At 37.9% G+C, this 13,445-nt stretch carries 11 protein-coding genes and 2 pseudogenes; 4 read left to right on the top strand and 9 right to left on the bottom strand.

The genetic code is table 11. The annotated features are described in order from the left end of the window. The first annotated feature begins 22 nt into the window (after positions 1-22). Genes minC through minE form a run of 3 tightly spaced genes read left to right on the top strand, consistent with a single transcriptional unit; the run spans position 23 to position 1,807 of the window. Positions 23-727: a septum site-determining protein MinC gene (minC, locus tag AC0VZ4_RS20670; RefSeq protein ID WP_475441997.1), complete on the top strand. Its 705-nt coding sequence runs from the start codon at positions 23-25 to the stop codon at positions 725-727. 5 nt (positions 728-732) lie between these two features. Then, on the top strand, positions 733-1,542 hold the full coding sequence (gene minD / locus AC0VZ4_RS20675) for a septum site-determining protein MinD (RefSeq protein WP_007377618.1): 810 nt from the start codon (positions 733-735) through the stop codon (positions 1,540-1,542). Position 1,543: 1 nt separating this feature from the next. Continuing rightward, positions 1,544-1,807: a cell division topological specificity factor MinE gene (minE, locus tag AC0VZ4_RS20680; RefSeq protein WP_007377619.1), complete on the top strand. Its 264-nt coding sequence runs from the start codon at positions 1,544-1,546 to the stop codon at positions 1,805-1,807. Positions 1,808-1,962: 155 nt separating this feature from the next. Here minE and rnd read toward each other — a convergent pair whose 3' ends face one another. From rnd to AC0VZ4_RS20695, 3 genes are all read right to left on the bottom strand, one after another. Beyond that, positions 1,963-3,093, bottom strand: a complete 1,131-nt coding sequence (gene rnd, locus AC0VZ4_RS20685) for a ribonuclease D (RefSeq protein WP_033039985.1) — start codon at positions 3,091-3,093, stop codon at positions 1,963-1,965. Between the two features lie 51 nt (positions 3,094-3,144). Next, the gene (fadD, locus tag AC0VZ4_RS20690; RefSeq protein WP_475441998.1) at positions 3,145-4,797 is read right to left on the bottom strand and encodes a long-chain-fatty-acid--CoA ligase FadD; all 1,653 of its coding nucleotides are present in this window, start codon (positions 4,795-4,797) and stop codon (positions 3,145-3,147) included. Between the two features lie 115 nt (positions 4,798-4,912). Next, a complete protein-coding gene (locus tag AC0VZ4_RS20695; protein ID WP_475441999.1) occupies positions 4,913-5,764 on the bottom strand; it encodes an alpha/beta hydrolase in 852 nt (283 codons plus the stop codon). Between the two features lie 391 nt (positions 5,765-6,155). On the opposite strand from AC0VZ4_RS20695, the gene AC0VZ4_RS20700 reads away from it, so the two are divergent. After that, positions 6,156-7,445, top strand: a complete 1,290-nt coding sequence (locus AC0VZ4_RS20700; protein WP_475442000.1) for an alkaline phosphatase — start codon at positions 6,156-6,158, stop codon at positions 7,443-7,445. A 98-nt stretch (positions 7,446-7,543) separates the two neighbouring features. Here the strand turns inward: AC0VZ4_RS20700 and AC0VZ4_RS20705 are convergent, their stop codons facing one another. From AC0VZ4_RS20705 to AC0VZ4_RS20730, 6 genes and pseudogenes are all read right to left on the bottom strand, one after another. Beyond that, entirely contained in the window at positions 7,544-7,873 is a 330-nt protein-coding gene (locus AC0VZ4_RS20705; RefSeq protein ID WP_033029686.1) for a hypothetical protein, read from the bottom strand. A 68-nt stretch (positions 7,874-7,941) separates the two neighbouring features. Next, positions 7,942-8,643 (bottom strand): tRNA (adenosine(37)-N6)-threonylcarbamoyltransferase complex dimerization subunit type 1 TsaB, encoded by a 702-nt coding sequence (gene tsaB, locus AC0VZ4_RS20710; protein WP_149614936.1) that lies wholly within the window; start codon positions 8,641-8,643, stop codon positions 7,942-7,944. Between the two features lie 9 nt (positions 8,644-8,652). Beyond that, entirely contained in the window at positions 8,653-10,569 is a 1,917-nt protein-coding gene (locus AC0VZ4_RS20715; protein WP_008138579.1) for a DNA repair helicase YoaA, read from the bottom strand. 106 nt (positions 10,570-10,675) lie between these two features. Continuing rightward, positions 10,676-11,134 (bottom strand): annotated as a pseudogene (locus AC0VZ4_RS20720) (PPC domain-containing protein); the annotation flags it as partial. A 14-nt stretch (positions 11,135-11,148) separates the two neighbouring features. Next, complete coding sequence (locus AC0VZ4_RS20725) at positions 11,149-11,898, bottom strand: IS5 family transposase (RefSeq protein ID WP_475439649.1); 750 nt, start codon at positions 11,896-11,898, stop codon at positions 11,149-11,151. Positions 11,899-11,973: 75 nt separating this feature from the next. After that, positions 11,974-13,392 (bottom strand): annotated as a pseudogene (locus AC0VZ4_RS20730) (M28 family metallopeptidase); the annotation flags it as partial. Positions 13,393-13,445: the final 53 nt, after the last annotated feature.

Consider the following 13,445-nt stretch of genomic DNA (forward strand, 5'->3'; position numbering starts at 1 on the left):
CAGACAATTCAATTGAGCGTGTATGTCGGACCAAATTTTTGAGTTAAAAGGGAATCTTTTTACGTTATCAGTTTTGCATCTCTATACTACTGATATAAACCTTTTAGCAGAACAACTGTATATAAAAATAGCCCAAGCACCTAAGTTTTTTGAGGGTGCACCTATTGTTGTTAACTTAATTGAGATAAAAAATAGTTCACTCGATTTTGTTCACTTAAAATCATTAATCGAGCGGATGAGCTTTAACGCTGTTGGTGTATGTAATGGCTCAGATGAGCAACATACACAAGCTAAAGCTGCTGGCTTATCTGTTTTGAATTATTCACAAGACGTTAAGAGCGAGCCTGTTAAACAAGAGGCTAATACGTCGATTGTAGAAAAAACAGTGCATTTACCAGCGCAAATTATTAGCGGTACAGTTCGTTCTGGACAGCAAGTTTATGCAAAAGACAGAGACCTAATTGTGTTAGGTGCTGTAAGTCATGGCGCCGAAGTTATTGCCGATGGTAATGTGCATATATACGGAACTCTTCGCGGGCGGGCTATCGCCGGTGCAAAAGGATTAAAAAATGCACATATATTCTGCCAAAAATTAGAGGCAGAGCTTGTTTCCATTAATGGTAATTATTGGATCAGTGATTCACTCCAAGGTGAGCATTGGGGAAACGCCGTGCAAATACAACAAAAAAATGAATCATTAGAAATTTCAGCTTTGGTTAAAGGATAAATCTCATGGCAAAAGTAATTGTCGTTACCTCAGGTAAAGGCGGTGTTGGAAAAACAACATCAAGTGCTGCAATCGGCACAGGCTTAGCACTAAAAGGCTATAAAACTGTTATTATAGATTTTGATATTGGTTTACGTAACCTAGATTTAATTATGGGTTGTGAACGCCGTGTGGTTTATGACTTTGTAAACGTAATCAACGGTGAAGCAAAACTTAATCAGGCGCTTATTAAAGACAAGCGTGTTGATAAATTGTTTTTACTCCCTGCATCGCAAACGCGTGATAAAGACGCATTAACACGTGAAGGTGTTGAACGCGTACTAAACGAATTAAAAGAAGACTTTGATTACATTGTTTGTGACTCGCCAGCTGGTATTGAAGCCGGTGCAATGATGGCAATGTATTTTGCTGACGAAGCAATTGTGACAACTAATCCAGAAGTGTCGTCAGTTCGAGATTCGGATCGTATTTTAGGTATTTTACACAGCAAATCGAAACGTGCTGAAGAAGGCCTAGAAAACATTAAAGAACACTTACTATTAACACGCTACAATCCTGATCGAGTTGCTAAAGGTGAAATGTTATCAGTCGAAGACGTACAAGACATTTTAGCTATTGATTTATTAGGTGTTATTCCAGAATCTCAAGCGGTACTAAGTGCATCTAACTCAGGTCAGCCAGTTATATTAGACAGTGAATCTGACGCTGGGCAAGCTTATGCAGATGCTATTAACCGCTTACTCGGTGAAACCGTCGATTTTCGCTTCTTAGATGTAGAGAAAAAAGGCTTATTTAAACGGATTTTTGGAGGTTAACGTGTCTTTACTTGACTACTTCCGCTCAGAAAAGAAAAACAGTGCGTCATTAGCAAAAGAGCGATTGCAGATCATTGTCGCGCACGAGCGTTCTCAACGAGGAACGCCGGATTACTTACCACAATTAAAACAAGATATTTTAGATGTGATCCGTAAATACGTGAACGTAAGTAGCGATGCGGTACAAGTTCAATTCGATCAAAACGAAGATGATCTAGCTGTTCTTGAGCTAAACGTTACGTTACCTGATGAAGAAAAGAAGTAAATATAAAATGGGCGCTTAAAGCGCCCATTTTATTTATATCTGCTTTGTAATAGCGGCTCTAAATACCTATGCTTTGATCCTCTGCGCTGAACTAAAAGTTTTTCACCATGCAAATCAACAGATAAATGTCACACAATTAAAGGGTATATTTAATCTTAAGTATCCCACTCTTTTAGTGCATCTTGAACATATGAATAACGCCAAGAGCTAAGTAAGTCAGGCTTTATATGACTCTTTTTTTGCTCATTAGTAAGCTTCCAATTCCAACTGATCAATTGATTAATTTGCTTTTTAGAAGCCATAACGTCTTCTGGTATATTGTGCTCTTTAGCTACTTTGGTGATTTTTTGCTTTATATCTTTAGCAACTTTTTTGTAAGTAGGAAAATCAATTAAGCGCTTAAGTACTTCGGGGTGCTCGCTCTCAGGTATTGCTTTAGCTGCTTCAATACATTTTAGTACCTCAACACCAGAACGATTAACTTCTATAGCTTCAACACCAGGAATTTGACGAAGAGCATTTAGACTAGAAGGGCCACGTTTTGCAATTTCAGTCATGTTATGTTCTTTTAAAACAAAATTAAGCGCTAAATTTTTTCTAATTGCTTTATTTCGTCGCCATACAGCAAGCTCTTTTAATACAGCCAGCTCATGTGGTTTAAGTTGCCATGCATTTTTAATATCTTTATATAAAAGCTCATCGGGTGTTTGAAACGCACGTTTATTAGCAATTAATTCGCTTTCATTAATAACAATATCAAATAAATCAGCTGCTTTGATACGTTCAATAATTAATTTAAAACACGGCAGCAAATGAAATGTGTCAGCTGCTGCATAATCAAGTTGTTTAGTCGTTAACGGACGTTGCAACCAATTAGTACGCGATTCACTTTTATCTATTTCAATACCCAGCAGCTCTTTTACCATAAGCGCAAAACCCATACAGTTGCCTTCACCTAGCAATTGCAGTGCAAATTGTGTATCAAATAACGGCGCAGGGACAAAGCCTGCGTATTTTTGAAATACTTCAATATCCTCTGAAGGTGAATGTAATACTTTTAGTACGGTGGGGTCTTTTAATATTTGCCAAAAATCAAACAAAGAAAGTTCAGCCAGTGGATCAATCAGAGCTAAATGCTCGCCATCAAATACTTGGATAAGTGCAACTTCTGGATACAAAGTGCGACGACGCATAAACTCGGTATCAATAGCTAAAATAGGCTTGTTTTTTATTTGTTCAACAAAAGTGTTCAGTTGATTTTGTGTTTCGATTAATTGATATTGCACTTAGTCTCCTACAATAAAAAAGCCGGCTATTGCCGGCTTTTTTATAGGTTGCTAATCTTTCAAGGCTCTTCTGAGTATTTTACCTACATTAGTTTTAGGTAATTCATCCCTAAACTCAACGAGCTTGGGAACCTTATAATTAGTTAAATTATCACGACAGTGATTTATTATATCTTTTTCAGTCAAAGAAGGGTCTTTTTTTACAACAAAAACTTTAACTTGTTCACCGCTTGCATCATGTGGAATACCAATAGCTGCTACTTCAAGCACACCTTCGTGCATAGCGATAACTTCTTCAATTTCATTTGGGAAAACATTGAAACCAGAAACAATAATCATGTCTTTTTTACGATCGACGATAAAAAAGAAACCTTCCTCATCATAGGTTGCAATATCACCTGTTGCAAACCAACCATCTTTTAAACATTCAGCGGTTGCATCTGGTCGCTTGTAGTAACCAAGCATTACCTGAGGTCCCTTAACGCATAGCTCACCAGGCTCACCTTGTGCAGCCTCTTCACCATTATCAAGAATTAACTTTATATCAGTATTTGGCGCTGGTAAGCCAATAGAACCGTTGTACGCTTTCAAATCGTAAGGACTGATAGTCACTAAAGGAGCACATTCAGTAAGGCCGTAGCCTTCCATTAATTTTGAGCCAGTTACTTTTTGCCATTTTTCAGCGACTGGACGTTGAACGGCCATACCGCCGCCTAATGACATTTTCAAATGGCTAAAATCAAGTTCAGCAAAACCTGGAGTATTTAACAAGCCATTAAATAACGTATTAACACCCGTAATGGCAGTAAATTTTGTTTGTCCTAATTCTTTAACAAACCCGGGCATATCGCGCGGATTAGTAATTAATAAGTTTAAACCACCATATTTCATAAAGGTTAAGCAGTTAGCCGTTAATGCAAAAATATGATAAAGCGGCAATGCGGTAACAACAACTTCTTTACCTCGTTCCAATACTTTATCTAAACAGCCCGATACTTGCTCAAGATTCCCCACCATATTACCGTGGCTCAGCATTGCTCCTTTAGATACACCCGTTGTACCACCAGTGTATTGTAAAAAAGCTAAATCGCTTAAGTTCATTTCCGGGCGTTTATATGCATCTGCATCTGCTTCTAACAAGTCAGAAAACTTAATCGTATTAGGTAAATTGTATGTAGGCACCATTTTTTTAACGTGCTTAACAACAAAGTTTACAATGTATTTTTTAAAGCCACCAACCAAATCGCCTACTTGCGTAACTACGATATGTTTAACATCAGTATGTGCAAGTGATTTTTCAAGCGTATCTGCAAAGTTTGCAAGAATAAAAATTGCGGTGGTATCAGAGTCTTTTAATTGATGCTCTAACTCACGCACGGTATAAAGTGGATTAACGTTAACAACCACACAACCCGCACGTAAAATACCTAAAATTGATATCGGCGTTTGCAATAAATTGGGCATCATAACAGCGACTTTGTCGCCTTTTTTGAGACCTAAATTATTTTGAATGTAAGAAGCAACTTTTTTGGTTGCTGTATCAATTTCGTCATAAGACAGTGTTTTACCCATATTAGTAAATGCAGGTAAATCTTTGTAGTCACTAAAACTTTTTTCGAACACTTCGAGTAACGAGTTGTAATGCTCAGGATCGATTGTTTCAGGCATACCCTCTGGGTAGCGCTTAAGCCAGATTTTTTCCACTCTTAGCCCCTGTTTATAATTATATTTTTATTAACCTTAATCTAAGTAAGGCACTTTAACAATTGAGCAAATACTCTAATGCGGGAATAATCCCACATTTATCGACAATATACAATTAACGTGCACCACTTTGCACCATAAATGCTTGAATATATTCAAAACATTCGTTACTACTTTGCATATGACAATGATGTCCACCACTAACATTAATTACACTTAAGTTACTGTAATAACTAATATACTTAGCTAAATTCTGTTTTACAAACGTATAACCTTCATTACCTATAATTAATTGACATGGTGCAATTAAATCTTTTATTGCACCAATACATTGCGCTTCATCAAACCTAAAACCTGAGTGATTTTTAAGCTTTGGGTCAGTCGTTAATTCAAACCCTCCATCGATTGCTTTTATGTTTCGATTCATTAAAAGCATAATTAGTTCATTATTCAAATCGGTAGTTTGTGAGCGTGCTTCATAAATTAGCGTTTTCGATTTATAAATTCTCGATTTCTTATTTTTTAATCTTGCTCTATTTAATACCGCATTTTTTAACTGTTCGCATACATCTTGGCTAGGGGTTGTAACGCAGCCAATGCCTTCAATAAAGGTAACCGACTTAACATAATCGTTAAAACAGCTAGCAAAAAGTCCTGCCACCATGGCTCCCATCGAGTGACCAACTAAATGTACTTTTTTTACACCAAGCGCATTTATAAACTGGTATAAATCATCAATATAATCAACAAAATAATAGTGAGCATCTTGACTTCGCCAAGATGACAAACCGTGGCCTGCAAAGTCAATACAGTACCAAGTATGCTCAGGTTCAACGCCATCAAGCATAGGAGCAAAGCTATTACTATTATCGAGCCAACCGTGCAGTGCAATTACAACATCAGCGCCCGACCCTTTCTTTTGACCACGAATATTTAAATTGTTGGTTTGAATATTAAATGGCTGCATACCAAACCTCTTGTTGTTTTTAATGCATTGTCATTTATAGCATACAAGTTGTCAGACCACTAACATCTCCCTATTTGTTCAGCCTTGATGAGACTTTCACTCAATAAATAAAAAACAAAGTAACCATTAATTTTCAATAAGTTAAATAAACCCTAAATTTAAGAAAAGATCAATTTTCTAAAAACTAAACAGCGTTTTAATCTATTGCATGTTTTTATAAATAATAACAAGTATAAATACTGTGAATGACAGCTTTAATTACTATTTATAACCTATCGGCTTAAATAATCCACCAACCGAAATGGTTTCTTACAAATATTCATTTATTTATCATACTAAGTCTATACAATAAAAGCGGCTATTAAATAAGGTACACTCATAAGGTACAACCATGAAAAAACAGATCAGCTTATTGGCACTTTTATGCGCCACATCAGGTGTTTACGCAGAATCAACACCTAAAAATGTAATTTATATGATTGGTGACGGCATGGGTCCGGCTTACACCACTGCTTATCGCTATTTTAAAGATGACCCTGCGACTAAAGAGATTGAAGGTACTGTTTTCGATACAATTTTGAAAGGTATGGCACATACTTACCCTGACGATCATACTTATGTAACCGACAGCGCAGCAGGTGCAACAGCACTGAGTAGCGGTCATAAAAGTTACAATGGCGCAATTGCAGTAGATACAGACAAAAAATCAGTTAAAACCATGCTTGAAATAGCAAAAGAGCGCGGTATGACAACAGCGCTTGTAGCAACATCACAAATAAATCATGCCACTCCAGCAAGCTTTGCTGCACATAATGAATCGCGTAATAACTACGACGATATCGCCAACGATTACATTGATAATAAAATTGTAGGTAAATTACCTGTCGATTTAATGCTCGGTGGTGGTACTCAATACTTTATTAGAGACGACCGTAACTTAGTTGATGAGTTTAAAGCTGCTGGTTATCAATACGGTGACGATATTAAAAACCTTGGCCAGATAACAAAAATACCAGCCATTGGCTTATACGCACCTAAAGGACTGCCTTTCGCACTTGATGAAAATCCAACTCGCCTAACTCAACTCACATCTAAAGCGCTCAATTTGCTAGATGACCAAAACAAGAATGGTTTTTTTGTAATGATTGAAGGCAGCCAAATTGATTGGTGTGGTCACGCAAACGATATAGCCTGTGCAATGGCTGAGATGGATGATTTTGCTAAATCAATAGAACAAGCAAAAGCGTATGTTGATAAAAACAAAGACACTATATTAGTCATAACGGCCGATCATTCAACAGGCGGTTTAACCCTTGGCGCACATGGTCAATACAAATGGGAAACTGATGTAGTAAAAGGTGTTAAAGCAACTGCTGGTAAACTAACTCAACTTTTACTGGATTCTGATGATTTAAAGCCAGTATGGACTGCTAACACCAATATTGAATTTACAACTGAAAATCAAATAAAACTTGAGCAAGCTAAAAAAATGGGTGAAAAAGCGCTTAATTTAGCTGTTAAAAGCATTATTAGCGATGCAAGCTTTACTGGCTGGACAACCGGCGGACACACCGCTGTAGACGTGCAGGTATTTGCTTATGGTAAAGGCAGTGAACAATTTATTGGATCGCAAAACAATACCGATATTGCTGATAAACTCATCGGCTTTATTGAAAAATAAAAATTGTATTTCATTTTGAATGACAAAAAGCCCGAACACATGTTCGGGCTTTTTATTAAATCTTATAGCTATATTCAAGTAAAGCGCGGTAATGCACTTTAAGCGTATATATCAACGCCTATTAAATTTTGTACTTCTGCTCTGCGTTCTAAATTAGCAAATTCAGTATAAGTAGAAATCGCTTTGCTTACTTGAGCTGTCGGTTGGTCGTAAATTGTTTGCCTGTACTCATTGCTTTTAGCACTGCTTTTAAACAGCTGATTAGCCAGTTCAACACCCTCGACACTGCTTTTTACATAATCGGTATTCGTTTTTTTAGCAGCCGGTTGGTCTAATAAGCTCTGTGGTTTATTAGTAACAACTTTGGTAGAGCTAACCCTACCCGGAATATCTCCGGTAAAAAAACCTGAACCAATAGGCAGCGTCATTACGCGTCTCCAACCTTAATAATGCATAAAATTATGATTTAAAAACAACCAATTTGCAAATAATATGATTACTCACGTCCTGGTAGCTTTTTCCAAGTCACCGTATCGCGCACATATTTAGGTTGAGCGTCGCTCGCTTTTACAACATCACCCGCTAAAAAAGCGGCTTCAACATGCGCTAGCATATAACGTGCATCGGGTAATGTAATTTCACTATTAATTGTCACATTTTCAAAGTCATTAAGCGCATCAGAATAGGTTTTAAAACCCGTGCCCACCGCTACAGATGGCTCAGTGGTTGCTATATAATCATTATTTAGTAAATCAGGTTTTATAACGCATTCTTGGTTAACTAAAAGCATTAAATTATTTTGCGCTTGGTAATGGGCAAAATATATTTCACCCATACGCGCATCTATACTTGGGTAAACACTAAGACTGCCGTTTTGTTCAAACGCTTGTTGCGCCATAATAGCCAGTGTCGAAACACCTACTAGCGGTAAGTTAGTTGAGTACGCTAAACCCTGCGCTATTGCTACACTAATACGTACACCAGTGAAACTACCTGGCCCTTGGCCAAAACCGATTACATCTAAATCTTTTAATTTGCAGTTTGCTTTAGTTAACAGCTCATCCACGAGTGGAAGTATTTTTTGGCTGTGCTGCTGCGGACACTCTTCAAAATGATGAAATGTTTGGCCCTGAAAATGTAAAACAATTGAAAGCGCCTCAGTAGAAGCATCAAGGGCTAGAATGTTACTTTTTATCATTTTATTACTCTAATTAATTTGTTGTAAAAATTTATTGGCATCTTCTAAACTTCGTGTTCGGCGCATTGGCGGTAAGCTTTTTAAAAATACTTGGCCATATTGTCGTGTAACTAAGCGATTATCACATATGACAAGTACACCTTTATCTTTGCTATCGCGTATTAAACGCCCAACACCTTGTTTAAGTGCAATAACAGCTTGTGGCAATTGTATATGCGCAAAAGGGTCTTTCCCCTGCATTTGGCAATCTTGCATTTTAGCTTGTAATAATGGGTCATCGGGTGCTGCAAATGGCAATTTATCAATAATAACACAACTTAACGTACTGCCGCGTACATCAACACCTTCCCAAAAAGAAGCCGTGCCGAGTAATACCGCATTACCATGGCGGGTAAATTTCTCTAAAATAATACGCTTAGACATTTGCCCTTGCATATAAACTGGGTAGTCTATTTGTGTAGTTAGCCCTTCGGCTACCAAATGCATCATTCGATAGCTAGTAAATAATACAAAACAACGCCCTTGTGCTGATTTTATAAGCTCAAGCGTTAATTTTACAATTGCATGGGGCATATTATCAGCGTGTGATTCGGGTAAGTAGCGAGGTAAACACAGCAGCGCCTGATTAGGGTAATCAAATGGGCTATCTACCATCATGCTTTGTTTTGGTTTTAAACCTAGGCTTGCATTAAAATGCGCTAGTTTGTTGTCAACCGAAAGTGTTGCTGAAGTGAATACAAAACCTGCGCCCGTGTCTTGCATCATTTGAGCAAACTTAGCTGATACATTTAATGGCGTTATATTAATCGTTAAATAACGGCGCGTTGTTTCATACCAATAACTAAAGCCGGTTTGGGCTGTATCAAAAACCCGCTCTAACTGCCCTTTAAACGCAAGTGCACGTTCAAATGGATGCTCAATTTTGTCGCTTCTATCTAGGCAAAGCTTAAGTACTTGGTAAACAAAATCTAAATCACTGATCACACGATGAAGTGCTGCGCATATTTGTTTATCACTGAGCTTTTCACGCCAATCGCCACGGCTGCCATCAACGCCAAACTGTAATCGTAAATCAGCAACGCTTGTCTCAAGCTTATTTAAGCTTTTACCGAGCTGCAGCATATCGGGAATTTCGGCTCTATAAATAGCACGTAAGTCATTAATTAAGTCCACCAGCTTTTTAGTGCTAACACTTTCACCAAAGTAATCGCTGGCAATTTCGCTTAACTGATGGGCTTCATCAAATATGTAAGCATCTGCTTTTGGCATAAGCTCGGCAAAGCCGCTTTCTTTTACGGCCATATCGGCAAAAAACAAATGATGGTTAATCACGACAACATCGGCATCGGCCGCAGTTAAACGTGCTTTGCGTATATAACAACTTTGAAAGTCTGGGCATTCTTTACCTAAACAATTATCGGCTGTTGAATTTACATAAGGCAGTACTTTGGCATCATCTTCTATACCAATACAATCAGCTAAATCGCCTGATTGCGTTTCGCTGGCAAATTTAGCAACCATGGCTAGTTGATGCATAACATCAGAGTCGTCCGTAGGTACATGTGCAACATGCTGATTAAGCCTGTATGTACATAGATAGTTTGCACGACCTTTTAATAGGGCCGTTTTTTTAGAGGCGCTGAGCGCTTTCACTAATTGAGGTAAATCGCGATGGTACAGCTGCTCTTGTAGGGCTTTAGAGCCTGTCGATATTATCGTTCGGCCTTTTGATTTAAGTGCTGGGGCTAAATATGCAAACGTTTTACCCGTACCAGTACCGGCTTCAACGACCAATTGCGAACTGTTTTTTAATGCATCAGCAACGGCGACAGCCATATCTATTTGAGGTTGGCGAGGAGTGTATCCATCTAAAGACAACGCCAAAGGTCCGGTTGCGCTAAACAGTTGTTTGATAATACCAATCACTTTACAATAAATAATAGCGGGATTTTACGTAAGCTAAACATCAAGGGCAAGTAATTAAGTAATCGGTTTGAGTATATAAATAAGGGAGCAGAGCTCCCATTAGTTATTATTGCGCATTTATAGTTAAGGTTATTCCACTAGCTGCGCTGTACCCCTTTAAGTCAATATACCACTTGCCCGCTTGCGGGCTGGTAATACTACACGTTTCAGCATTACCATTTTTATACGGTCTACATTGATATACAGATTCAGTTGATTGACTGGCAAAATTCACATATAAATCGGCATCGCCTGAGCCACCAGCCATAGTTATATTTAAAGAGGAATACCCTGCTTCTAAGTCTTGTGTAAACCGCCCCCAATCTCCCGTAGCAACACTAATATCAGTTTCTGTTCGATTAATGGGTTCAATCGCTGTTGTTTCACTATAACTGGCAATAAGAGAAACATTAGCAATAGCGTTCCATGCTTCTACCATAACGTAATAAATACCGTTTTGGGCACTCGCAATATCACAACTTTCATTGCTCGATGATGTTGTACTTTTACAATCAAAATTTTCTAGGGGCTGTTGATCTTTCACATTGGTAGCCAAATCATTGCACATGCCAGCGCTAACATACTCTCAAACTGTAATTTCAATTTATCGTACCTTGTCGCTATAGCACGGAAGTGCTTTAGCCTTGCAAAGGCATTTTCAACTAAATGCCTATATTTATATAAGCACCAATCAATATCACCATTACCTGTTTTTGAATTTTTCTTTCTAGGGATCACTGGGCTTGAGTTTCTCTCTCGAACCTTATTTCTAATGACTTCACTATCATAGCCTTTGTCTGCGATAACAAAATCGCCTTGGGGCAATAATTCAATCAGTTCATTTGCCACTTTACTATCATGAACATCGCCGCCTGTAATAATAAATTCAATTGGTAAGCCATAACTATCAACAGCTAAATGAATTTTACTTGTATTACCGCCACGACTTAATGCTATCGCTTGTTCTTGTTGAGACGCAGCACCTGTACTGTGTTGATGTGCTTTAACATAACTGCCATCAATGAATTCCCACTCAGTGTCACTATTGGCGGATAATGATTTGAACAACCTTATTAATATTCCTTTTTTAGACCAAAGTAGAAATCGGCGGTAAATAGTATTCCATAAACCAAAACACTCAGGGAGGTCACGCCATGGGCAACCAACACGTAAGCGATATAAAATTCCTTCCATCGTTTGTCTGTGTTCAAGCTTGTTATAAACTCTATCTTCAAGCAAAATTGATTTTAGCTTCGACCACAACTTATCAGTGAGCATTAATCGGGGCATGGTAATCTCGTAAGGTTTGTTTTTGGCGAAGTAAATTATACGAGATTACCGCTTACGCACAAAATTCAAACAAAGATCAACAGCCCCTAATGTAGGCGCTGTATTAAATTTAACATATAGGTCTGCATCACCGCTGCCACCTGAGGTAGTAAAGTTTAAGTTACTTGCATTATTAGGTACCTGTAGCGTATAGATAAGCTGCGCTTTAGCATCACCTGCAAGGCCAGAAACTGCAACACCATTTTGTAACTCATTATTAGCTGGTGGCACTATATCACCAGCATTTTTTGCCATTTCAGCTAAATAACTCACAGCAAGTTTTGCAAATTTACTAGCGTGGTCAGCATCAAAATTAGCGTCATTCTGTGTATGAATTAGCGGATTAATATCAGCCATCCTAGATTCAAATGGCATTGATGCTGCAAAGCCTTGTTGATACCATGATGCATGATCAGAACACCCATACCCACATTGGTCAAAACCATAGGTAATGTTAGGTAAGTAGGTATCAATTAACTGACCTAAAAATTGGTTTTGAGCATTTGTAGTGTAATCAGTCATCATTACAATATCTTCGCTACTGCCATTGTTTCCAGTCATATCAAATTGCACCATGCCGATCACATTTTTTCCTTGTGATTTATAAGATGAAGCAATATCTTTTGAACCTCTTAAACCAACTTCCTCTGCAGCAAAAGCCATTATATGAATTGTTTTTTGCGGTTTATAATCATTTTCAACAATCGATCTTAACACTTCAGATAATACAGCAATCCCCGATGCATTATCATCAGCCCCTGGTGAGCGACCGTTGCTTGGATTTGATTGATTAATTGAGTCTAAATGCCCACCAATAATGACAATTTCATCAGCCTCTTCATCTCCTGCAATAGTAACAATGACCGACGACTGCGCCCAGCTATGAGTAAAGTAATCAACATTTATATCATTACGTGTAGCTGCTAACTGTTGCCAGTAATCTTTTAGCCATTGTGAGGCATCTACCCCAGTTTGAGCCGTGTAATAGCGATTATAAAAGCTACTCATCGAATTAACTGTGTTCGTCAAATTATTTGGACTAATACTATTTATTAATTGCTGAGTTGTTTGCGGATTGTCAATGCTATATGTAGCAGCTAACGCACTTAGATTTTGATTTTGAACGGCAGCTAACTGCTGAGTGTATTCATTAGCCTCGATTAACGAATCGTGAGCAACAAACCCTCCACAGCGATGATAATTATCATGCATAAACTCACTTAAATGAGCAATATTTGCAGGCCTTATTTTTAACAAATTCACTGTTTGTAATGTTGTATCTTGTATACTCAATAATTCATCATTTGGTTTAAACGAGTTTTGAACCTGTTTATAATGTTTGGCTGCAACGGGATCTATCGTTACCCAAACACTTTCAGTGTCTTGTGCGTATGAGGGTTGGGTAAGTAATAAAGTACTAGCACTGAATAGCATAATTTTTATCGCGTGTTTCATTAATTGATACCTTTTAAGTCGAGTATTGCCTTTGAGACGAGGGAGTTTTGAAA

The sequence above is a fragment of the Pseudoalteromonas sp. QJM3NY_22 genome (assembly GCF_056173065.1).